The 23,938-nt window shown below is 36.2% G+C and carries 20 protein-coding genes; 9 read left to right on the plus strand and 11 right to left on the minus strand.

Annotated features, from left to right (window positions below):
* Nucleotides 1–2: 2 nt before the first annotated feature.
* The 3 genes from EG359_RS01340 to EG359_RS01350 all read right to left on the minus strand — a co-directional run bounded on the left by EG359_RS01340 (nucleotide 3) and on the right by EG359_RS01350 (nucleotide 2,610).
* Nucleotides 3–968, minus strand: a complete 966-nt coding sequence (locus EG359_RS01340; protein WP_076355749.1) for a D-2-hydroxyacid dehydrogenase — start codon at nucleotides 966–968, stop codon at nucleotides 3–5.
* A gap of 115 nt (nucleotides 969–1,083) precedes the next feature.
* Nucleotides 1,084–2,148: a 3-phosphoserine/phosphohydroxythreonine transaminase gene (serC, locus tag EG359_RS01345; RefSeq protein WP_076355747.1), complete on the minus strand. Its 1,065-nt coding sequence runs from the start codon at nucleotides 2,146–2,148 to the stop codon at nucleotides 1,084–1,086.
* Nucleotides 2,149–2,259: 111 nt separating this feature from the next.
* A complete protein-coding gene (locus tag EG359_RS01350; protein WP_076355745.1) occupies nucleotides 2,260–2,610 on the minus strand; it encodes a 4Fe-4S binding protein in 351 nt (116 codons plus the stop codon).
* 59 nt (nucleotides 2,611–2,669) lie between these two features.
* Between EG359_RS01350 and EG359_RS01355 the strand changes: the two genes are divergently transcribed.
* From EG359_RS01355 to EG359_RS01365, 3 genes are read left to right on the plus strand one after another with little or no spacing between them, the layout of a single operon-like run.
* Nucleotides 2,670–3,704: an acyl-CoA reductase gene (locus EG359_RS01355; protein ID WP_076355743.1), complete on the plus strand. Its 1,035-nt coding sequence runs from the start codon at nucleotides 2,670–2,672 to the stop codon at nucleotides 3,702–3,704.
* A 48-nt stretch (nucleotides 3,705–3,752) separates the two neighbouring features.
* Nucleotides 3,753–4,199, plus strand: coding sequence for a peptidylprolyl isomerase (locus EG359_RS01360; RefSeq protein ID WP_228435081.1), 447 nt, complete (start codon nucleotides 3,753–3,755; stop codon nucleotides 4,197–4,199).
* 34 nt (nucleotides 4,200–4,233) lie between these two features.
* Nucleotides 4,234–4,923 carry a Bax inhibitor-1/YccA family protein gene (locus EG359_RS01365; RefSeq protein WP_076355739.1) on the plus strand — a complete coding sequence of 230 codons (690 nt, stop codon included), beginning with the start codon at nucleotides 4,234–4,236 and terminating at the stop codon, nucleotides 4,921–4,923.
* A gap of 347 nt (nucleotides 4,924–5,270) precedes the next feature.
* Here the strand turns inward: EG359_RS01365 and EG359_RS01370 are convergent, their stop codons facing one another.
* The 5 genes from EG359_RS01370 to EG359_RS01390 all read right to left on the minus strand — a co-directional run bounded on the left by EG359_RS01370 (nucleotide 5,271) and on the right by EG359_RS01390 (nucleotide 10,893).
* Entirely contained in the window at nucleotides 5,271–5,519 is a 249-nt protein-coding gene (locus EG359_RS01370; RefSeq protein WP_002980002.1) for a DUF6952 family protein, read from the minus strand.
* Nucleotides 5,519–5,827: a thioredoxin family protein gene (locus EG359_RS01375; protein ID WP_076355737.1), complete on the minus strand. Its 309-nt coding sequence runs from the start codon at nucleotides 5,825–5,827 to the stop codon at nucleotides 5,519–5,521. The genes EG359_RS01370 and EG359_RS01375 overlap by 1 nt, the downstream gene beginning before the upstream one ends.
* A 116-nt stretch (nucleotides 5,828–5,943) precedes the next feature.
* Nucleotides 5,944–6,576: a peroxiredoxin gene (locus EG359_RS01380; RefSeq protein ID WP_076355735.1), complete on the minus strand. Its 633-nt coding sequence runs from the start codon at nucleotides 6,574–6,576 to the stop codon at nucleotides 5,944–5,946.
* 147 nt (nucleotides 6,577–6,723) lie between these two features.
* Nucleotides 6,724–9,663 carry a M16 family metallopeptidase gene (locus EG359_RS01385; RefSeq protein WP_076355733.1) on the minus strand — a complete coding sequence of 980 codons (2,940 nt, stop codon included), beginning with the start codon at nucleotides 9,661–9,663 and terminating at the stop codon, nucleotides 6,724–6,726.
* A gap of 36 nt (nucleotides 9,664–9,699) precedes the next feature.
* Nucleotides 9,700–10,893 (minus strand): pyridoxal phosphate-dependent aminotransferase, encoded by a 1,194-nt coding sequence (locus EG359_RS01390; RefSeq protein ID WP_076355731.1) that lies wholly within the window; start codon nucleotides 10,891–10,893, stop codon nucleotides 9,700–9,702.
* 274 nt (nucleotides 10,894–11,167) lie between these two features.
* Here EG359_RS01390 and EG359_RS01395 point away from each other — a divergent pair, with 274 nt between their 5' ends.
* The 6 genes from EG359_RS01395 (at nucleotide 11,168) to EG359_RS01420 (ending at nucleotide 19,460) form a co-directional block, all read left to right on the plus strand.
* On the plus strand, nucleotides 11,168–12,505 hold the full coding sequence (locus EG359_RS01395; protein WP_076355729.1) for a M20/M25/M40 family metallo-hydrolase: 1,338 nt from the start codon (nucleotides 11,168–11,170) through the stop codon (nucleotides 12,503–12,505).
* 97 nt (nucleotides 12,506–12,602) lie between these two features.
* A complete protein-coding gene (gene rsmG / locus EG359_RS01400; protein WP_076355727.1) occupies nucleotides 12,603–13,238 on the plus strand; it encodes a 16S rRNA (guanine(527)-N(7))-methyltransferase RsmG in 636 nt (211 codons plus the stop codon).
* A 62-nt stretch (nucleotides 13,239–13,300) separates the two neighbouring features.
* Nucleotides 13,301–13,705, plus strand: coding sequence for a hypothetical protein (locus EG359_RS01405; RefSeq protein ID WP_076355725.1), 405 nt, complete (start codon nucleotides 13,301–13,303; stop codon nucleotides 13,703–13,705).
* Entirely contained in the window at nucleotides 13,705–14,241 is a 537-nt protein-coding gene (locus EG359_RS01410) for a DUF922 domain-containing protein (RefSeq protein ID WP_076355723.1), read from the plus strand. The genes EG359_RS01405 and EG359_RS01410 overlap by 1 nt, the downstream gene beginning before the upstream one ends.
* Entirely contained in the window at nucleotides 14,238–16,925 is a 2,688-nt protein-coding gene (locus EG359_RS01415) for a PD-(D/E)XK nuclease family protein (RefSeq protein ID WP_076355721.1), read from the plus strand. Before EG359_RS01410 ends, EG359_RS01415 begins: the two co-directional genes overlap by 4 nt.
* Nucleotides 16,926–17,096: 171 nt before the next feature.
* On the plus strand, nucleotides 17,097–19,460 hold the full coding sequence (locus EG359_RS01420) for a patatin-like phospholipase family protein (RefSeq protein WP_076355719.1): 2,364 nt from the start codon (nucleotides 17,097–17,099) through the stop codon (nucleotides 19,458–19,460).
* Between the two features lie 262 nt (nucleotides 19,461–19,722).
* On the opposite strand, the gene EG359_RS01425 is transcribed toward EG359_RS01420, so the two are convergent.
* The 3 genes from EG359_RS01425 to EG359_RS01435 all read right to left on the minus strand — a co-directional run bounded on the left by EG359_RS01425 (nucleotide 19,723) and on the right by EG359_RS01435 (nucleotide 23,935).
* Entirely contained in the window at nucleotides 19,723–21,678 is a 1,956-nt protein-coding gene (locus EG359_RS01425) for a T9SS type A sorting domain-containing protein (RefSeq protein WP_076355717.1), read from the minus strand.
* Nucleotides 21,679–21,839: 161 nt separating this feature from the next.
* Nucleotides 21,840–23,018, minus strand: a complete 1,179-nt coding sequence (locus tag EG359_RS01430; protein WP_076355715.1) for an acyl-CoA dehydrogenase family protein — start codon at nucleotides 23,016–23,018, stop codon at nucleotides 21,840–21,842.
* 128 nt (nucleotides 23,019–23,146) lie between these two features.
* Nucleotides 23,147–23,935: an NUDIX hydrolase gene (locus EG359_RS01435; protein WP_076355713.1), complete on the minus strand. Its 789-nt coding sequence runs from the start codon at nucleotides 23,933–23,935 to the stop codon at nucleotides 23,147–23,149.
* Nucleotides 23,936–23,938: the final 3 nt, after the last annotated feature.

Consider the following 23,938-nt stretch of genomic DNA (forward strand, 5'->3'; position numbering starts at 1 on the left):
ATTTATCTTATAGTTTCTTTTTGTAGCTTAATAATTTGTTCTGCAAGTTCGATACCGATTTTCTCTTGCGCATCTACCGTATTTCCTCCTACATGGGGAGAAAGTGATAGTGCTGGGTTCATTAATAAAGGAAGCTCTGGGCTGGGTTCATTTTCAAAAACATCCAATGCCGCTCCTGCAACTTTTCCTGAATCTATGAAATCAATCAGTGTTACTTCATTAATCACACCGCCTCTTGCAGTATTTACAATATAGACACCATCTTTCATTTTTTCAAATTGTGGAGTATCTATAATGTATTCGTTCGTTTTAGGAGTATTGATGCTAATGAAGTCTGCTTCTTTAAGAAATGCCTCCATATCATTGGTGGAAGTGATTTCAAAATTTACAGATTGTCCATCAAAGAAATTCAACGTAAGAACTTCTGTTTTTGGGCTTCTTGTAAGGACCTGAATTTTCATTCCCAGGGAAATTCCTATTTTGATGACTTCCTGGCCAATACTTCCAAAGCCTATTACTCCTAATGTTTTTCCTGAAAGTTCATATGCATTGCTGAATGACTTTTTCATGGCATTGAAGTGGGTTTCTCCCTCCAAAGGCATTAATCTGTTTGATTCGTGAAGGAATCTTGCCAATGAAAGAAAATGCCCAAATACCAATTCTGCTACAGATTTTGAAGATGCAGTAGGGGTATTTATTATTTTTATACCCTTGCTTTTTGCATATTCAACATCAATATTATCCATTCCGATGCCTCCTCGTCCTATAATTTTAAGGCTTGGGCATGCATCAATCAGGTCTTGTCTTACCTTTGTTGCACTTCTTACAAGAAGAACACCCACATTATTATCGTTGATAAAATTAATAACGTGATCTTGGGCCACTCTATTGTCCAGAATTTCAATTCCGGCTTCTTTTAAAGCGCGTTCTCCTGCTTTTGAGATTCCATCGTTTGCTAAAACTTTCATGTGTTATTTTATTATAGATGTTAGATTTGAGCTGTCAAAATCGGAACTTTCAAAGTCTGAAATGTGATAGCTGTGATCTAATAATCTTTTTAATTTTTTGGTCGCCTAATATAAGTTATTTTATCGACTTCATTACATCTACCAATACCTGTACGCTTTCAATGGGTAAAGCGTTGTATAAGCTGGCTCTGTATCCTCCCAGACTTCTGTGTCCGTTCAGTCCACTAATTCCTGCTGCTTTCCAAGCATTGTCAAATTCTTCTTTTTTGCTTTCATCTGTAATTTTGAAAGAAACATTCATGAATGAACGGTCTTCTTCTACACAAAATGTTTCAAATAATGGATTGCTGTCAATCTCACCATAAAGAAGTTTGGCTTTTGCCTCGTTTCTTTGTTCTGCAGCTGCAATACCACCATTTTTTTCAAGATATTGAAGCGTTAATAAAGAAGCATAAATAGGGAATACCGGTGGAGTATTGTACATGGATTCCTTAGATATATGTTGAGAATAATCCAGCATAGACAGCATGTTTTCTCTTCCTGTCTTCCCAAGGATTTCTTTTTTGATCACTACTAATGTAACGCCTGCTGGTCCCATATTTTTCTGTGCCCCTGCATAGATTAAATCAAATTTTGAAAAATCAAGTTGTCTGGAGAAAATATCTGAACTCATATCACACACCATCAGGGTATCCACTTCAGGGAAAGATTTCATCTGTGTACCATAGATTGTGTTGTTGGAGGTGCAGTGGAAATAATCGTATTCTGAACCCACCGTATAATCTTTAGGAATGAAAGAATAGTTTTCCTCTTTTGATGAACCTACTACATCTACTGTTCCTAATTTTTTTGCTTCCTTAATGGCTCCGGCTGCCCATGTTCCTGTGTCCAGGTAAGCTGCTTTTCCACCCACTTTCATTAGGTTATAAGGTACCATTGCGAACTGCATGCTGGCTCCGCTTCCTAAATAAAGAACTTCATAATCATCACCAAGATTCATTAATCTTTTTACAATAGCACGTGCTTCGTCCATTACAGCAACGAAATCCTTGCTTCTGTGAGAAATTTCAAGAAGTGATAATCCTATACCATTAAAGTCTAAGATTGCCTGTGCCGATTTTTCGAATACTTCTTGTGGTAAGATACATGGTCCCGCGCTGAAGTTGTGCTTTTTGTTCATATTTTTATTTTTTGGTTGCATCCGGAATTGGATTTCCTTAGCTTTATTTTTGGTTTTGTTGAATTCCCGGTTAAAAAAAGCCGCCTCACAAATTTATGAGACGGAATTTTTTTATTCGCCGTGTAAGAATGCTTTTTTGTTAAGCAAAGCCTCTTCAGATTCTACATGATCCTCATCAGGAACACAGCAGTCTACAGGGCATACAGCCGCACACTGTGGTTCTTCATGGAACCCTTTACATTCCGTACACTTGTCTGTTACAATAAAATATACATCATCACTTACAGGCTCCTGTGATGCATCTGCATCTACAGTAAGTCCTGATGGCAATGTTATAGTGCCTTGAAGTGCAGTACCTTCCGAAGCTTTCCAGTCTACGGCTCCTTCATATATTGCATTATTTGGACATTCTGGTTCACAAGCCCCACAATTAATGCATTCATCAGTTATTTTAATAGCCATCGCTAATTTTTTTTAAATTTGCACAAAATTACAAAATATTCCCCAATTTTAAAGTAATTATGAATACCGAAAATCAAGTTTTAGGACTTATTAAATTAAGTGATTATATAAAAGCGTTTTTAGCGAAGAAACCAGATGATTATAACGAAGATGATGTTAATATTGAATTATTATTAAAGAAGTCTGAAATAGAAAATCCATGGTTTACAATTGATAATCAGAAATTTGCTTTACGGCAATGGACTGATTTACTGACTGAAGAGAATATAAAAAACTGGCTTCAAAATTATTCAATCTCTAAAGTTTCAAAGAAAGTTGGACTTATTTTGGCGGGAAATATTCCTTTGGTAGGATTTCATGATGTGATTTCCGTGATTTTAAGTAATCATATTCCGCTTATTAAATTGTCTTCAAAAGATAAAACAATGCTTCCGTTTCTATTAAAAAAATGGAAAGAGTTTTCTAATGATGCCATCCAGTTTGAATTTGTAGAGAGATTAGAGAATTTTGATGCTGTAATTGCCACAGGAAGTAATAATACAGCAAGATATCTGGAGTATTATTTTAAAAATCATTTAAGCATTATCCGTAAAAACAGAACTTCAATTGCTGTTTTAAAAGGAGATGAAACAGAAGAAGAATTGCAACTTCTGGCTAATGATATTTTCCAATATTTTGGATTGGGATGCAGAAATGTAACAAGAATCTTTATTCCAAAGGATTTTGTTATCGATAGGTTGTTTGAGAGCTTCCTTGATTTCCAGGATATTATCCATCATAATAAATATGCAAACAACTATGATTACAACAGGGCTGTATATCTTCTGAATCAGGATAAATTCTGGGATAATAACTTTGTGATGCTGAAAGAAGATGATAAGCTGTTTAGTCCACTTTCTGTCATTAATTTCAGCAGATATGAATCTTTGGATGAAGTGAAAAACTTTATTGCTGAAAATGAAGAAGACATTCAGTGTATTGTAGCTAAGGGTGAACTTGGATTGAATTCAATTTCTTTTGGAGAAGCACAAAGCCCAAGTCTAGATACCTATGCGGATAATGTGGATACTATGAAATTTTTAGAAGTGGTCTGATTTTCGTATCTTCCATGACCTATATCACTAAATAACAAAATGAACAGTATGAGAAAATTATTTTTAAGTCTTGCGATTGTGGGTGGGCAGCTGATGTTTGCCCAAAAGGTTGTAGGGTTAAAGGTCGACAAAAACCAGAAGCAAGAAGTACCGGCAACAATAAGCAAGGAGAAAATAAATCTATATAACAGTAATCTATTTAAATTCCTTGATGCTTTGCAATCTTCTGACCAGAAGACTGTTGATGAGTTAATTTCCGATAAGGTAAAAGAGATTGTTACAGAAGATATCCTTAAGAAAGTTAAGGATGGTATTGATCCCAGTAAAAAGCTTGAAGTTCTAAAGGTTGGCTATTATTCAACAATGGATGGATTGAATCATCCCAATATCAAGTATAAATATGCAGGGGATGCTTCTTCAAAGGAGGTATTGAGTGCAATATTTGAAGATAACGGCAAAATTTTAGGAGTGATGCCGATTGGGGTTGATCAATAGATTTATTTTCGATTAAATTAAAAAAATATTAACTATGATGACAGATGTTTTAGTTGCTCATTCTTCGGATGTGGAGAAAGCGAGCTTTTACAAGAAAACCTATTTGCATGTTGCTTTGTCAATACTTGCATTTATTGGAGTTGAAACTATTTTATTGAAAACTGTACCTGTAGAGATCATTGCAATGATGTTCGGTCAGAGATATACGTGGTTATTAATCATTGGTGTGTTTTGGCTGGCTTCTATTTTGGCCTCTAAATGGTCACTTTCACAAAGTAAATCAACGCAATATTTAGGATTAGGATTTTACATTGTATTGGAAGCTATCATTTTTATGCCTTTGCTTTTTATTGCTACTAATATGGCGGGTGGAGCTAATGTGATTTTCCAGGCTGCTACTTTAACTGTGGCAATGTTTGCCGGTATTTCTGCAGTTGCATTTACTTCCAAGAGAGATTTTTCTTTTTTAAGGAATATTATTGTAATCGGAGGATTTATTTCAATCGGATTAATCGTTGGCGGGATGGCATTTGGTTTCAACTTAGGATTGTGGTTCTCTGTTGGAATGGTGATCTTGGCTTCGGCAACTATTTTATATCAAACAAGTAAGCTAAAGGATTCTTATGGAACAAATCAGTATGTAGGAGCGGCATTACAGCTTTTTGCATCTATTATGCTTTTGTTCTGGTATATTCTGAATATTTTAATGAGCAAGAGAAGTTAATTCAATATTGAATTTCTTAATACTAATCCTGGTGATCATATCATCAGGATTTTTTATTCTTAAATAGTTGTCTTAACACAAGGGTCACGAATAACACAGTGTTATTTGTATTGCTGATATTAACGAAAAGAATATTTGATTTTAGGATTGAACCAAAAAATCCTGATGACAGTTCATCGGGATTTTGTTGGATATTCTTTAATTGATGCCCATGTAATTCCTGACCTCATAGGGCAAAAAGCCTTTTGAAGTAAGATACAGGTGGATCATAAAGAATAAAGAAAAAGTATAGTAATGAGGAAAACCTCAGGTATTTTGTGTTTTTATAATCTTTAGTAAGTAAAAGATTATTTATCGATGGAGCCTAAAACCTTTTGTGCAAATGAGTTTAGGGCGTCTTTTTCGCTCATTCCGTTTTGTACATTAGCATGAACTTCCAAAGCTCCGCAAATGTTTGTAATAAGCTCTCCTGCAACATTTAGGTCTTCTTCACTTGTTCCTCTGAACTCGCAGAAGCTTTCCAGAACTTCTAATGTTTTTTCAAGGTTCTCAGGGGTCTGATTCTGATAGAATTGTCTGATTACTGGTAATTTCATTATGATAATTCGTTAAAAAGGTTAATTAAACTTTCAGCCTGGTTAGATTGAACCTGGTTTACCAATTCACCATTTTTAAAGATCGCGAATGTAGGCAGGTTGTCTACTTTTGCTAGTTTTCTGCTTTCAGGAAGCTTTTCGGCATCTACATATAAGAAAGGAATGGCGTCATTCTCAGATGCTAATTTCTTGAATTTTGGCTTCATGATTCTGCAGTTTCCGCACCATGTTGCACCATATTGAACAACTACTTTTTCGTTGTCATTTACAATATTCTGTAATGTATCTTCTGTTAATTCTGTGTACATAATTTTATTTTTAGAAAATAAACAATGTAACAATCTAAAAATTTATCAATCTAACAATTCAAAAAAACTTTTAAAATTGTTATCCTGTTAGATTGTTACATTGTTATATTAAAATATTAATTTTTTGCTAAGTATTCTGCTGTAGAAGTTCTGTCAGCTTTCATAGCATCCTTACCTTCTTCCCAGTTTGCAGGACATACTTCACCATGTTTTTGAACGTGAGTGTAAGCGTCGATTAATCTTAAGAATTCCTTTACGTTTCTTCCTAGAGGCATATCGTTTACCGCTTCGTGGAAGATTTTTCCAGTTTCGTCGATAAGGTAAGTTGCTCTGTAAGTTACGTTAGAACCTGTGAAAACTTCTTCTCCTTCCTCGTTATATTCGAAATCCTGATCTACGATTCCTAAAGTGTTTGCTAATTGTCTGTGAGTATCAGCTAAAAGTGGGTAAGTTACCCCTTCGATACCACCGTTATCCTTTGGTGTGTTCAACCATGCAAAGTGTACTTCGTTAGTATCACAAGATGCACCGATTACTTTAGTGTTTCTTTTTTCGAATTCACCTAAAGCCTCCTGGAAAGCGTGAAGCTCAGTAGGGCATACAAAAGTGAAATCTTTAGGGTACCAGAATAAAAGTACTTTCTGTTGGTTTTTTGTTGCTTCTTCAAGGATGTTGATTTTTAAATCGTCACCCATTTCAGACATTGCGTCGATTGTTAAATTCGGGAATTTTTTTCCTACTAAAGACATAATTTTCTGTTTTTATATTTAAATTTCTAATGCAAATATAGAGAAGTTTTATCTATCGAACAAACGAATATCGATAAATAAAATCTATAATTGTTTTTGACATGTTATTAAATAAAAAGGCCCTGAAATCAGGACCTTTTGTTGATTTTAGTAACCAAATACTTCTGTTAGATTGAGTTTTTTTACCTCGCCTAATTTCTGCATATCGGCTTCATTTACTTTATCTTGTGCTGCGACAAGACAGTAGGTGTAATTCTTATTTTTCATTTCCTTGTCGTGGAAAGCATTAATGTCAGCGAAAGACAATTTTGGTGCCTGTTCATAGACGTTCTTTCTCATATCAAAGTTATTTCCAAGTCTTTGGGCCTTTAGATAGGAGAAGATGATGCCATCCTGAGAAATTCTTTCAGAAGCTATAGATTTTTTCAATCCGCTTTTTGCTGTTTCAAACAATTGCTCAGACTTTGGAAGTGTTGTCAGAAGTTCATTCATTGCCGTAGTAGACTCGTTGAATTTATCTGCCTGAGTTCCTACATAAGCCATCACCATGTCTTTATCCGATTTCTTGCTTGGAAGAGCAAAATAAGAGTAAGTAGAATAGGCTAGTGCTTTAGATTCTCTGATGGTTTGGAATACAATAGATCCCATTCCTCCTCCAAAGTAGTTATTGAACAAGCTTACAGTAGGGGTAAGGGTAGGATTGTACTGATCTGAATTTCTTACCCAGAATACTTCGGCCTGTACCATGTCGTAATGAGCGAATAGTACCTTATTCTTATCCGTTGGGATCTGAACAAACGTCTTGGTCTTAGGAAGCTCCTTAAGGCTTGCAGGAAGTTTATGAATAGGCTTCAGTGAAGCTACTGGTTCATCTCCCGACTTTGGTCCATAGTACAATACCTTATGTTTAAAGTTGAATAAATCATGAAGAATATTAATCAAATCTTCAGCTTTTAATGCATCAAGCTCAGCATCACTCAATACATTGTTGAATGGATTTTGCGCGCCATATTGTGCGTAGCTTCTCAATCCTGCCATGATCGTTGCCTTGTTTTGCTTGGCATTGGCTCTGGCTTTTTTTAGTCTCGCTTTATAAGCATCCAGTGCAGCTTGGTCTGCCTTACAGTTTCTGATCAGATCCTCAAATAGTGCAATGGACTTATCAAAGTTTTCATTTAAGCCTTCTATAGATACATAGGTTTCTTCATTTCCGGCACTTACATTAAAGCTAGATGCCAGTTTATAGAATTCTCTACTGATGGTTTCAGAAGACTTATCATTCGTTCCAAGATACTGAAGATATTCTGCAGCCAATGGAAGCATTTTATTGTTCCATTTTCCGGAATCGAAGTGATAGTACATTCTGAATAAAGCATTATCTGTATTTTTTACAGAAAGTACATCTACATCACCCAGTTTATTTTTGGTGATATCTTTATCGTAGTTCAGCCAAACCGGAGCAATGGCTTTTTCCGGCATTTCGTCAATTTTCTTAAGGAAAGGAGACTGGTCTTCTCTGTTTACAGAAACCGGAGTGATGGTAGGTTTGTCTACCTTTACAATGCTCTTATCTTCACCTTTTTTCTTGTAAACTGCTACATAATTGTTGTTTTGAAGATATTTCGCTGCAAAATCCATGATATCCTTTTTAGTCAGCTTGGAGATTTCTTCAACATATTCAAGGTTGGCCTTGTGATCAACTTCTGAAGTAAACTCATCCATCAAAAGACTTGCTCTTGAAGAATATTTTTCATCTTTCTGAATGATGTTCTTCTTTTCGTTGTTTACGATGGATTGAATTAAATCATCAGAGAATTCACCCTTTCTTAATTTATCAATTTCCTGAATAAGAAGATTTTTTACTTCATCCAAAGATTGTCCTTCAGTAGGTTTTCCCTGTAGTAATAAAACTGAATAATCTTTCAGAGCATAAGGGAAAGCAAAGGCTCCCAGCAGCTTTTGTTTTTTCACCAAATCAAGGTCAATTAGCCCTGCCTGACCGTTGGTAAGCATGCTTCCTACAAAATTTAATAATCTTGCATCCTTTGTTGAAGCTCCTGGGAATCTGAAGCCAAGCATTACACTTTCTGCATCTGGTCCTACAACTTCCTTGATTACCGGAGAAGCTATCGCTTTTTCCTGTCCGATTTTGTATTCAGGAACAGGCTTGGATTTCATGTAAGAGAAGGCCTTGTCAATCTTGGTAATTACTTCATCAGGATTGAAATCTCCGGACATGATGATCCCCATATTGTTGGGAACATAGTAATTGTTATAATATTCTCTGATGGCATGCAGAGAAGGGTTTTTCAGGTGTTCAATGGTTCCGATAGTAGTTTGCTTTCCATAATTGTTATTAGGGAAAAGGTTCGCAAACATCATATCAAAAACCTTATCTCCATCATCATCAAGAGATCTGTTTTTTTCTTCATATACCGCTTCAAGCTCCGTATGGAAAAGTCTAAGTACCGGCTCCCTGAATCTTTCTCCCTGTACAGCCAGAAATTTATCAATAACGTTAGAGGGAACATCCTCTGTGTATACAGTCTGTTCAAAAGAAGTAAAGGCATTGGTGCCATCAGCGCCCATACCGGCCATCATTTTGTCATATTCATTGGCAATAGCATACTTGGCAGCCTCTCCAGAAACTCTGTCAATTTCTTTGTAGATTTCTTTCCTTTTAGCTTCATCTTTTGTCTGATTGTATTTCTCGTAAAGAGCATCAATCTGGTCTAAAAGAGGTTTTTCTTTTGCCCAGTCTTTAGATCCAAACTGATTGGTTCCTTTGAAGAGCATGTGTTCAAGATAATGAGCAAGCCCTGTATGATCTGCGGGATCTGTTTTGCTTCCTGCCTTTGTAGCAATATAGGTTTGAATCCTTGGCTCCTTATTGGTAGGGCTCAGAATAACAGTTAACCCATTTTTTAAAGTATAATATCTTGCTGAAGTAGGGTCGTTGGTAACATACCTGTACTTATAGCCATTGGAAGTAGCTTCTTTCCACTGAAAATCCTGTCCGAAAGCATGACCCGCAAAACTTGCCGCAGCAATGCTTGAAACGATTGTTAGTTTTTTTAACAGATTCATTGTAGTTGAGATGTGTTTTATTTATTTTTAAAATTCTTAATTGAATTGGTCTAACAAATCTTTAATTCGCTTCATTGCTTCTCTTAAATCTTCTTCAGAGGCAGCATAAGAGAATCTGATGCACTCAGGACTTCCGAATGAAAAACCTCCCACGCATCCAACACGAGCATTTTCTAAAAGAAACATAGCAAAGTCATCAGAGTTTTTAATTTCTGTTCCGTTTAATGTCTTTCCGATGTAATAAGAAATATCCGGGAAGAAATAAAATGCAGCTTTTGGAAGCAATACTTTGAAACCAGGAATTTCCTTAATCAGTTCATATACAAGATCTCTTCTCTTTTTAAAGGCATCAATCATGTATTTGTATTCTGATGGATCTGTTTTTAAAGCTGTGATAGATGCTCTTTGAGCCATCGTATTTGCACCACTTGTCATCTGTCCCTGTACTTTTTCGCAAGCTTTTGCCAACCATTCCGGACAAGCTGAATACCCGATTCTCCATCCGGTCATTGCAAAGGCCTTTGACATTCCGTTAATTACAGCAGTCTGTTCATACACTTCAGGGAACTGGGCAATGGAAGTGGTTTTTGTTTCATAATTGATGAATTCATAGATCTCATCTGAAATAATCGTAACGTGAGGATATTTGGCAATTACCTTGGCGATAGATTTTAATTCATCATAGGTGTAGTATCCCCCAGAAGGGTTACATGGTGAACTGAAAAGAATGGCCTTGGTCTTATCTGTAATCGCCAACTCAATCTGTTCTGCTGTAACCTTGAAATCAGTAACGTAAGATGTTGGAAGCATCACAGAATTTCCGCCCATCATTTTTACCATTTCATCATAGCTTACCCAATAAGGAGCAGGAAGTAAAACTTCATCCCCATCATTAATAATGGCTGCAAGAACATTTAAAATAGCCTGTTTAGCCCCATTGGAAACACAGATTTGTGTTGGTTTATATTCTAAGTTGTTATCTCTTTTTAATTTGTAAGCAATAGCCTCGCGTAGTTCAAGAAATCCCGGAACAGGAGAATAGTGGCTATAGTTTTGATTGATGGCATCAAAGGCTGCCTGTTTGATATTATCCGGAACATCAAAATCCGGTTCGCCAAGAGTTAAGCTAATAACATCTATTCCGTTAGCTTTCATTTCTCTGGCTTTATTAGACATTACAAAAGTCTGTGAGTAACCTAATCTTTTTACTCTATCTGAAAGTTTGTCCATGTATTTTTTGAATTTTAACAAATATAGAATAAAAACATGTTGTAGAAGTAATAAAAATAGGGTTGCTTTAAAGATATTTGTCAGGTTTCAATCAAATCACCTTGTTTGGAAATAATATAACTTTCTATTGGTGAATTTGAGGGCATTTAAGCCATATAATGCCTTTTTACTAGGTTTTTTTGTTGCTTCAACTTTCAAGATAGCTAATAAAAGAATAAAAAGATGCTTCCAAAACTCAGGGTTTTGTATCTTTAAGTTATCTAAGATCTATTTTATGAAATATTCCGTTTTTCTATTGTTAATTTCCTGTACAGTCTTTTCTCAGGGACGTTTAAAAGATGATGAAGTAAAGAAATACGTTTCACAGGTAAATGAAGATTCATTAAAGTCGTATATCAGCAAACTTGTAAGTTTCCAGACAAGGCATACTTTAAGTACAACAGATGATCCAAAACAAGGGATTGGAGCTGCAAGGAACTGGGTTATTCAACAATTTAAAAGCTATGCGAAAAACTCAGGTGGAAGAATGGAGGTGTATCTTCAGCAGGAAGATCTGCAGCCGGATGGAAAACGTATTGATAAGACGGTGAACCTAGGCAACGCCATTGCCTTCCTGAAAGGTACAGATCCTAATGATAAAAGAGTTTTCCTGATTGGAGCACATCTAGATTCAAGGGTGACAGATGTGATGAACAGAACTTCAGTAGCCCCTGGTGCCAACGATGATGGCAGTGGCGTGAGTGCTGTGATAGAAGCTGCAAGAATACTAAGCAAATCCTCGTTTCCGGCTTCCATTATTTTTGTCGCTTTTTCAGGGGAAGAACAGTCGCTGCTGGGTTCCAGACTTCTTGCAGAGAAAATTAAAAAAGAAAATCTACAGTTAGAAGCCGTTCTGAATAATGATATGATTGGTAATCCAAAAGCTAGTGAGACGGGGGAAATCAATACCGGCACATTACGAGTATTCAGTGAAGGGTTGCCGTACATGGAGATGGATAAAAAAGCACCAACCATTAGAAATCTGGGACTTGAAAATGATAGTGATTCCAGACAACTTGCCCGTTACATCAAAGAAATTACAGAACAATATGTAAAGAACCTTAATGTAAAAATGATCTACAGGAATGACCGGTTTTTACGCGGAGGAGATCATACCAGCTTTGTTACCAATGGGTTTCCATCAGTAAGACTTACAGAATATTACGAAAATTATGATCATCAGCATCAGGACATACGAGTAGAAAACAACAAGCAATATGGTGATCTGCCAGAATTTATAGATTTTAAGTATCTGAAAAAAAACGTTGCTGCCAATGTTGCCGTGCTGGCAAGTCTTGCAAAGTCTACCTCGAAACCCGAGCGGGTAGAAATGGACGTTAAGGAACTTACTAACTTTACAACGCTTCACTGGCAAAAACCAAAATCAGGAACACCGGCAGGGTATTTTGTCTTGATTCGGGAAACAGACAGTCCTGTGTGGCAAAAGAAAATATTTACAACAGAACTTTCTGCCAGAATACCATTTTCAAAGGATAATTATATTTTTGCTATACAGACAGTCAGCCAGTCCGGAAATCTGAATGTGCCTGTAATTCCGAATATTGCAAAATAATATTGTGATTGGTGATTTGATTTTTGAGAGTGATCGGGAAAAGTAGATTTGACTACAAGAGAAATAAAACTTATTTTTGTAGATTATAATAATTCACATGTCTACATCGTTACTATTAAAATATTTTCCGGATCTTACAGAAACACAGCTAACACAGTTTGCAAAACTGGAAGAACTGTACAATGAATGGAATGAAAAGATCAACGTGATTTCCAGAAAAGATATGGAATCGTTGTATGAAAAGCATATTCTACACTCCTTGGGTGTAGCAAAAGTAATGGAATTTGCACCGGGAACTAAAGTACTGGATATTGGTACCGGAGGAGGTTTTCCTGGGATTCCACTGGCCATTTTATTTCCTGAGTCAGAATTTACGCTTATTGATTCCATTGGAAAAAAAATCAGCGTGGTAAATGCTGTTGCTGAGGGAGTTGGATTGAAAAATGTAACTGCCATCCACGGAAGAGCAGAGAAATTAAAGGAAAAATTCCACTTTGTAGTCAGTAGAGCCGTAACTCAGATGCCGGAATTTTTAAGATGGCTAAAAGGGAAGTTTGAAAAAGAACAGTTTAATCCTAAGCATAATGGAATTTTATATTTAAAAGGCGGTGATCTTGCAGAAGAGCTTGCCGGACTTAGATGTGAAATTTTCAATCTTAAAAATTATTTTGACGAAGAGTTTTTTGATACTAAAAAAGTAGTTTATTTATCAAAAGGTAATTTTAATTCTTAATTTTGTTTAATTAAGGAATAATTTTTGCTAAATATTTATTAATAATCGCAAAATTAAAGGTTATGAAAAAACTTTTAAATATTGGTTTTTCAGCACTATTGTTTGGCTTACTTACAGTGTCTTGTAATGATGATGATTATGAGACCATTGAATCTATTGACAAAATCAAAATAGACAGTGTGAAAATTGTAAGCGATACCATGGATGTTTTTGCGGTACAGAGTATCAAGACATATTCCAGATATTCTTCTCAGTGTCAGGGATTCTATGGATATGATTATATTCATGATAGTCCGTTTGGGAGGTCTATTACTGCCTACAAGTATATTACTGGTGGCCCTTGTACCCAACAGAGCTTTACTGGAGCTAATCAAATCAATTTCCGCCCACAACTGGAAGGAAAGTATACTTTCAAATTCTGGAATGGAGGAAATAGCTGGATTACCAAAACCATTGTGGTAAAATAATGAAATTAACTTTTGCATTTTGTTTACTGACTGCCAATATGATCTTTGGGCAGAAAATTTACTGGCAGGAAGACCAAAAACTGATGTGGGATAATTTTAAAAGCCCGATCAATAGAAAAAATAATCCGGACGTGGCAGCGTATACCAATTGTGGTTGGGAATATTCTGTAGTAAAATCTACAAACCCAAAGTCACCCGTTAAAATTGAAATAAAAACCATCTTCAACGAAGACAAGTCCTGGAAAGATGCAAAAAAAATAAATGATTATATCTTGCTGCATGAGCAAAAGCATTTTGATATTGCGGAACTTTTTGTAAGAAAATTTCGGAAGATTGTTTCTGAAAAAGTAAGAACCTCCGGCGATTATAATAAATTATTTAAAGCTGTTTATAACGAGATATCCAACAACTATAAAAATTTTCAGATTTCCTATGATAAAGAAACCCGTCATGGGATGAACAAGGAAAAGCAGGCAGAATATAATGCCCTCATTTCTGAAGAACTAGAAAACCTTAAAAGCTATCAAACCCCTTGAAATTCCTCAATAAGATCATACACGAACTGCTGGACCAAAACCCGGATCTCTCTGCGTTCAACATTATTCTGCCGGGAAAGCGTCCCATTGTATTTATAAGACAGATTCTTGAGGAAAATAATTATTCGGGATTTCTTCCCAACTTTTTTACAGTAGAGGAGCTGATTAATACCATTGCAGACAAACAGGTTATCCAGGGAATTCCACTCTGGCTTTTTTCGTTTGATGTGTACCGAAGCCTTAATCTTATTCCCAATGATGATTTTGCAGAATTCCTGAAATGGTTTCCCACCTTACAGAAAGACTGGGATGATATTCTGAAATTTTCAGATAATGATCAGGCGGTTCTGCAGTATATGTTTGATGAGGAAAGGATCAAGGAATGGGCACAGGATTTGGGAGAGGATGATGATGTTCCGAGAAAGAAGTTCCTTAATTTTTGGCAGAATATGAATGTTTTTCTTCCAACATTAAAAGAAAGACTAAAGGAGAAGAACTGGGCTACCTCAGGAATGATCCACGAGGCTGCTAAAGCGAGTATCATAGATTTTGCAAAGAATACCTCAGAGCAATTTGTTTTCTGCGGATTTAATGCCTTTACGCCGGTTGAAGAGAAATTGGTAAGAAGTCTTTTACAATGGAATAAAGCACAGTGCTTCTTTCAGGCAGACCGTTATTATTTTGATGATGAAAGACAAGAGGCCGGAAAATTCCTCAGAAATCATAAAACATGGAAAGAGTTTGATGATAACAGAGCTTTTCAATGGATTGAGGATGATTTTAACCAACCCAAAAAGATCAAGGTATATGAAGTTTCCGGAAATGTGACGCAGACTAAGGTTTTGCCGGAGATCTTTAAGGAAATTAACAATAAAACCTATTCCAATACGGCGGTAGTACTGTTGGATGAAAATCTTCTTCCTGCGAGCCTGGATGTAATGCACGGTGTTGACAACCTGAATATTACAATGGGTTTTCCGTTGAAGAATCTTTCCTTTTCTAATGCAGTGAAAAGACTTTTCTATCTGCAAAAGCAGCTGGAGAAAAATAAATCGTCTTATTACTACAGAGATATATTTCCAATTCTGGAGGAGCTTCCTAAGTCTGCTGAAGATGAGCAGATTATCAATGATTTTAAGACCAAGATAGAAGAACGAAATATTGTTTATATCTCCAGAAAGCTTTTACATGAGCTGTTGGGTAGTTTGTCTTATTTCGGACTTCTTCAAAAGGCCACAAGTACCAATGTTTATCTGGATGTGCTTATAGACTTTTGTCAGAAAGTAAAATGGCTTAAAATTGATGATATTCAGTATGAGAATGTTTCTCATTTTGAAAATGCGTTCAGGATTATTAAGAACCAGTTGACCCCATACAATATCCAGATTAAAATGGAAACCTTGGAAATTCTGATTAATCAGCATATTAATTCTGAGAGTATAGATTTTCAGGGAGAGCCATTGAGGGGACTACAGATTATGGGATTGCTGGAAACGCGTCTTCTGAATTTTGAAAATGTAATTTTGCTTTCCGTTAATGAAGGGAAGCTGCCATTGGGGAATTCACAGAATACTTATATTCCCTTCGATATCAGGAGATTCTTTGATCTTCATACATTCCTGGAAAATGACAGTATTTATGCCTATCACTTCTATAGGCTGATTCAGGATGCGAAAAATGTTCACCTTTTGTATAATGCTCTAAGTTCTGGAGTTAATACGGGAGAGAAGAGCAGGTTTATTACGCAGATTGAAATGGAAAGCTCACATGAGATTGAACATTTAATTATTGAAAATTCTTCTGAGCCAATTGCTACCAAACCAATAGAAATTTCCAAGACAGAAATTGTACAGGAACGTCTCCAAAAATGGAAGGAAAAAGTATCCGCTTCCCACCTTACAAGTTATCTTTATAACCCGATAGATTTTTACTTATCCAAGATTTTAAATACTTCAGAGTCGGATGAAATTGAGGAAGAACTGTCTGTAAAAAACTATGGGAACCTGGTGCATTATTCACTTCAAGAAGTGTATGAGGTTCTTAAGGGTAAGGTTTTAAAAGAAAGCGATTTAAAAGATTCAGTTAAAGCGATAGATAGGTATATAGAAATAGCTATTGAGAAGCTTAAGCATCAACCGGAATTCTACGAAAAGGGGATGAACTACATCCATAAAGCTATTGCCAAAAAGGTGATTGAAAATGTCCTGAACCATGATCTTGAATTGGTACAACAAGGAAATAAATTAGAGATTGTAGACATCGAAAGAAAGTTTGAAAATGTAGATTTTTATTTGGATGGAAATGACAAAATTTCATTTCTGGGATTCATTGACAGGATCGATAAGTTAAACGGGACGCTAAGAATCATTGACTATAAAACAGCCAAGATCAAAAATCTCAATGTAAAGATTGATGAAAATAATGTGGCTGACTATTTCCATAACAGTGATAGAAAGCAGGCTCTTCAGCTTTGTATTTATCATTATGTGGTGCAGCATCTTCCTGAGTTTTGGGGATTCCCGATTGAAACAGGAATCTGGAGTTTTGCTGAGGCTAAAAAGGGAATGGTATCCTTACAGTTTGATAAAGGAGATATTGATGATGCCATGAAGTCTGTGAAAAGTCTTATTCTGGAGATTCTGAACCCGGATATCAATTTTGTAGAGAGTATAAAATCTTATTAGGTAAAAATACATTCCTGTTACGGTACTCTTCGTATGCTTTAAGCAGATATTTTAATGACTTTTTAAGCTTTTTTTGAGGGTGATGGCTGTTGTTTTTTTCTTAAATTTTGGAGTATAATTGTATATTTACTGCAAAATTTTTCACTTTTACCTTATAAAATTGGCAGTCACATGAAAAAGCTCCTGATATTTTTTACAATCGTTTTTTCTTTATCACTTCAATCCCAGCAAATAAACGATTCCCTGAATGTCAGATTACAAAATATCACTAAGGATACCAAGTTTGGATTGGCACTGAGTGGAGGTGGAGCAAAGGGATTTGCACATATCGGTATTTTGAAGATGATTGATTCTCTGGGAATTAAAGTGGATTATATTACAGGAACCAGTATGGGAGGAATTCTTGGCGGTTTATATGCAATGGGTTACAATGCTGATCAACTAAAGAAAACTATTTATAAGGTAGACTGGAACAGAATTTTAAGCAACAAAATCCCTTATAGCAAGGTTAATATCAGTGAAAAGGATGAATATGATAAATATATTCTTGAGTTTCCGGTAGTAAAAGGAGTTCCGACGCTTCCGAGTTCCTACATTGAGGGACAGTATATGGGTGAGGTTCTGAATACCCTTACATTTAATGCAAAACACATCAACGATTTCAGCCAGTTACGTATTCCTGTGGAACTTACTTCTTCAGATATTGAAAATGGAGGTTTGATTATGCAGAAAAAAGGATCATTGCCATTAGCCATCCGTTCTACATTGGCAATACCTGCTGCATTTGCACCGGTTTATATTGATGGAAAGCTATTGGTAGATGGGGGATTGGATCGTAATTATCCTGCCAATGAAGTCCGCCAGATGGGTGCTGACTTTGTGATCGGAGGATACACCGGCTTCAGACTTTTCACCAAAAAGGAAATTGAAAATCCGATGAAGATGATCTATCAGACTCATGCGATTCGTTCTGTAGAGGATTTCAAGCATCAGAAAGCACTTTCTAATGTTCTGGTGGATTTTGTAGACCCTTTGGGAGATATTACAACAAAGGACTTTGCCAGATTCAGAAGAATCATTAAAATTGGTGAAACAGAGGCCAGAAAGCATCTTCCTGAGTTTGTAGCACTGGCAGAAGCCCAACGAAAAGCAGGGATTACATATGAACACGAAATGATTGAAGAGGTTAAGCTGCCAACCTTAAAATTTACGTTTAACGAAGAAAATGGGACCCCGCTTACTGATCCTGTTGAAATAGATGTTATTAAAAAAGAACTGAGATTATCCGAAGGAAAGTATTATGATGCAAAAACAGTGAACGAAGCAATAGATAGGGTTTTCGGGATGCGTCAGTATGAAAAGGTATACTATACCTATACCAATGCAGGAGATGGCCTTGTCATGAATATTTTTGTTAAAAAGATAAAAAAAGGAGCTTTTAAGCTGGCTCTTCATTATGATACTGAACAGTCTGTAGGAATTATTGTTAATTATACCTACAGAAATATTCTTGCCAACAGATCAAGATTCCTTGCGACAATCGATGTTTCAGAGCGTTTTAAGGCTCGATTAGCTTATCAGCGATTCTTGGGAAGCGGTGATCATTGGTGGCTGGATCTTGAAGCCAAGATTGTTCATCTTAAAAGTAATGATTTAACGTTCAGGGTATTTAGCCTTGATGAGGATTATAATACAAGATTCCCTAACCACATGTACCGAAACATAACGGGGAAAATTGCTGTAAATTATAATATCAGTCCTAATGCTGTTATTTCTCTTGGAACAGAGTTCAGTACTGAAAGGATGTACAGTTTACTGGATAAAGTAGATCAGGCAAAGTTTGATAATTATAGCAAAAAGCTTTACAATCACAGTAATTTTAATACATTTTTGAAATTCGAGCAGAATAATCTGAATAAAAGATACTTCTTTACAAGAGGAAATCATCTTCAGGTGAGCACAAGATTCTACTACGGAAACCAATATGAATTGTATGATCTTGAAACAGTACAGCCTTTATTATACCCTTTATTGAATCCTAAGGACTCTTATTACTATGAGCCTAAGAATCTGGTTTCATTTACACTGAATGAGAATTTTGCCTACCCAATTACAAGGAGACTTGCTGCTAAAGCCAATGTGTTTCTAGGAACAAGCTTTGGCGCACAGAGAGAAGATAAGGTTCCTTATTTGTTTCTAAACCAAAAATATAACCTGGGAGGCAGTGAATATAATTCTGACCTTTTAAACCCGGAATTTAACGGTCTTCGTCAAAAAGAGCTACCAATGACGTCTGTAGCTAAAGTAGGGTTGTCTCTTCAGTACAGAATTATGAAAAAGCTATACCTAAGTCCATCCTTTACCTATGGTAAGGTGAGTGATGAGTTTTCTCCCTTTAATGATAGCTATGACATGTTTGGCTATGGAGTGAACTTAGGCTACGAATCACTTTTAGGACCTATTAACCTTAATATCTCCCGAAATAATCAGCTTGATTTCTCGCGAATCTATTTCAGTATAGGGTTTAAGTTTTAAAACAAAAAAAGAACCTTATTTATTCGGATAAGGTTCTTTTTTTTATACCATCTGTGAACTTTTTATTTCCTTGGAATTATTATGGATTTTAAATAATATTTTCAATTATTTTTTTTTGAGTTATCTGTGTTTTGTAAAAGAGATAACAGCCTGCAGCGTTGAGATATTAAAAATTGAAAATGTTTTTTAAAAATAAAAAGCACTCCATTGCTGGAGTGCAAAAATTAACTTGAAATGATATTTATAGAAAATGGATTAGGTGCTATAATTTAACTTTTTTATTAATTGCTTTTCCATTGGAAAGGATAACCTGTACTACATAAACTCCGGAATCCAAACTTCTTGATTCAAATTGAACAGCATTGACTTCCTGCTGAAGAATTAAAGCTCCGGAAATGTTGTAGATACTGATGTTTTTAATGTCTTGATTGGCCCTGACCTTGATCTGTCGGTTTTGTGTAAAGATATCAGCATTGTTTTCAGATGGTTTTCCAAGAGACTTGCTGAACTGTAGATTGTAGTAAGAAGTTATCACTTCAAACGTATACTTCTGGGAATCCAGATTTTGCAGGCTGATCCCGTCTTGTTTCAGATATTGATCCTTAGAAATAGTTTTAACCAAAGATTTATTTTCGTCAAAGATATTGATGGAAGAAAGCTCATCCTGATTGATCTTTAATTTCAAAAGCGTTGCGCTTTCTGATTGTACAATCTCATTTTCTGCTACTTCCTTTGGGGTGTTTTTAATGTACGGAATCATTTTGCTTTCATTGTTTTCCGACACTTTTAAAAGATAAACACCATCTTCTAAAGAGGACAGGCTACGGTTTGCTGCGGATCTACTTGCTGCTTTTTCTTTATTAAAATCTGTGATTTCTAGAAGTTCCATATTTCCCAGTTGAGGCTTGATCTGAGAGGAGTATAGAGGAGGGGTTTCCTGATCAGTACTGTTTGCAGCCTGCTTACCAAAAACAGATCCTGCTATTGCCCATTGATTAAGAAGACCTCCGCTTCTTAGCGTATTGAATTTCGCATTGGACGCTAATGTAAAGGGAAGAATTCCGCCAACATGACCTATTGGTCCCCAATAAAAAGAATCCAGTTTATATTTATTCAAATCCCACCAGGCGTAATATCCTCTTTGTACATCAATGGTTTTGGAGGTGTTTTCAGGCGGGATGGCCAAATCAACGGTTGAGTGGCCCAGTGTCATTGGGGTTTTGTTATACCAATCGTACACATCCTTAGGCTTCATACACTGTCTAAGCTTGTTGTTCGGGTTATTGGTGACATCATTGATGAAATTGTTGGTGAAGAGCTTCTTCCAGATCACAGGCCCCCATAATAAACCGCCGTTATCCTGAACCACATGGTAGTTGTATTTGTCAAGGTATTCCGCAGAGATTACTTCAGAAATATCTGTATTATAAGTTTTGAACCCTGTATTGTTGCAGGTATGAAGAACATTGGCAAGAAATGAAGTAAACGGATAAAAATCTTTTTCTAAAACTCCTTTATTCAAGGTAACTCCGGAGAAGTCATAAGGTCCGTCTCCCATGTAGGCATACTTAAATTTCAGATTGGTAGGGTTGGAGATACTTAATCTTTTTAGGGTAGACATTGCTGCGTGCGCCCCTTGAGAATATCCGGCCAAAAAATATTCATCATAACGTTTTATACCCAATTGTGCCAATACCTTATTAGCAGCCGTAACAAAATCTATGGTGGCTCCAGCCTCGGTAGCATAGTCTACATAAGGATGAACACCATCTCCTGTTCCCATCCCTACATAGTCAGGGGCCATCAAAATATAACCATTGAGGACGTAGGAAAGTTCAACCACAAATCCGGCAGTTAAAGCCCCTTTAAAATTAGAAGGAACATTCTGCCTGCTGTCGGTAGTTCCGTGATCAGATACAACAGTGGAGAGCTTATAGCCTACGTTGGGATACATGAGAAGTCCGGTAGCTTTTACAAGGGCATTATTTTCATTTTTGGTGTAATAGGTGATTTTATAACCTTTTAAACCTACATTGAAGCTATTGAGATAACTTGCAAAGTCTGGAGCATCTTGTTCACCGAGATTGTTGGCAATAAAATTAATAACGCCCTGTGGGGTTAAATCCAGTTTTTGTTCAGCGCTTACTACATCGCCTGCCTGTTGGGCAAAATAGAACGGAGCAGTAAATCCTAATAGAAAAGTAGTGATTTTCTTCATATCGTTGTCTTTTAAGTGGTATTAAGGTAATGGTTTTATCAAATCCGCAAAAATATTAAGGCATCAATAGCTATTCATTGAATATCAATTCTCTAAAATGTGAGTAAAATAAAAGAGTCTGATCAGTAGATCAGACTCCTTAATTATATTGTGAGCTTTATTTAAAAAGCGTTGATTCCTGTAATATCCAAACCGGTAATTAACAAGTGAACATCGTGAGTTCCTTCGTAGGTAATTACAGATTCTAAATTAGCAGCATGTCTCATCATCGGGAATTCCCCCATGATTCCCATTCCTCCAAGAATCTGTCTTGATTCTCTTGCAATATCAATCGCCATTTTTACGTTGTTACGTTTCGCCATTGAAATTTGAGCAGGTGTAGCCTTGTGTGCATTCTTAAGATTTCCTAACTGAAGACATAATAACTGAGCCTTTGTGATCTCTGTTAAAAATTCAGCCAGTTTTTTCTGTTGAAGCTGGTAAGAACCAATTGGTTTCCCAAACTGCTTTCTTTCCTTAGAATACTGAACAGCAGTACAGTGGCAGTCAATAGCAGCACCAATTACTCCCCATGAAATTCCATATCTTGCAGAATTCAGACAAGATAGAGGTCCTTTTAATCCTGTAGCTCCCGGAAGCAGGTTTTCCTTCGGAACCTTTACATCGTTGAATACCAATTCTCCTGTTTTGGAAGCTCTTAAGCTCCATTTATTGTGCGTTTCCGGAGTTGTGAAGCCTTCCATTCCTCTTTCAACGATTAATCCTTGTATTTTTCCTTCCTCATTCTTTGCCCATACTACTGCAATATCGCAAAGAGGAGAATTTGTAATCCACATTTTAGCACCATTTAAAAGATAGTGGTCTCCCATATCCTTAAAGTAGGTTTCCATAGAGCTTGGATCAGAACCGTGGTTCGGTTCAGTTAATCCAAAAGAACCAATCATTTCTCCTGCAGCAAGCTTCGGAAGATATTTCTTTTTCTGTTCCTCTGAACCAAATTCATTGATTGGGAACATCACCAAAGAACTTTGTACAGAAGCAGCAGAACGTACTGCAGAATCTCCTCTTTCCAATTCCTGCATGATAAGACCATAAGAAATCTGATCTAATCCGGAACCGCCATATTCAACAGGAATATAGGGACCTAATGCTCCAATTTTCCCCAATTCTCTCATTAAGCCCGGAATATCTGTATGATTTTGGGCTGCCTGATCAATCTGCGGCATTACAAAACTTTCAACCCAGTCTCTTACAGATTGGCGGATCAGTTTGTGTTCTTCAGTAAGTAAAGCATCAATTCCATAATAATCAGGGATGCTTGTAAGAGGATAATATGACATGATTTTTTGATTTTGTTAAAAATAACATTTTTCGTGGTGTTTGAAAAATTTTTTTGAAAACTTATATTAACGCTGGTTTTCAAATAGATAATTCAGGTTTTCCCTGTTTTAGAGATAAATTTCACATTTTAGATCTCCTCATCATTGGAGATAGGGTACTGGTTGGTAGCATTGTGAACCTCACTTTTAAATTTATACAGGTATGGAGCCTTGTTGGCCGAACCATCATAGAGCTTTTCCAGTCTCTCCAGAATATTCAGGCTTAAAATTTTTCGCTGGAAGTTATTTCTTCTGAATTTTTGGCCTAAAATAGTTTCATAAAGAGCCTGAAGGTCTTTCATTGTAAATTTCTCAGGGAGAAGATTACTGGCCGCCACTTCAGTATTGATATTCATTCTCAGATATTCCAAACCCGTTTCTATAATTCTGTCATGATCGAATGCCATCTTGGGCAAATTGCTGACTTCGAACCACTCACAGCTTTCATTAAAGGCATCCGGAAACGTATCTGTTATTGAAAAATCAATAAGACTGCAGTAACCCACGGTAATAAACCTTTGAAAAATCCAGTGATCTTCTGGTACTTCTATACCCTTATTTTTAAGCAGGATTTGATGTACATTATTTTCGGTACGGTCAATTCTTCCAAACGTATGAAACTGCTTTAAAAATAAATTCTGAAGATGTGTTCTCTCATAAAGTACTCTCTCTGCAGCTTCCCGCAGATCCTCATCATTAAAAACAAAACCTCCAGGAAGTGACCACAGATCCAGATCATGATACTTTAATAACAATACTTTCAGAATATTATTGTGAAAGCCGAATATAGTACAGTCAACAGAGATATGAGCAACGAAATCTTTTGTGTCTATAAGTTCCCGAAGTGTTTCTTTGTTCTTTGTGTCTTTGATTTTCATGGT

It is taken from the genome of Chryseobacterium joostei (assembly GCF_003815775.1).
In the GTDB taxonomy this organism is placed as follows: domain Bacteria; phylum Bacteroidota; class Bacteroidia; order Flavobacteriales; family Weeksellaceae; genus Chryseobacterium; species Chryseobacterium joostei.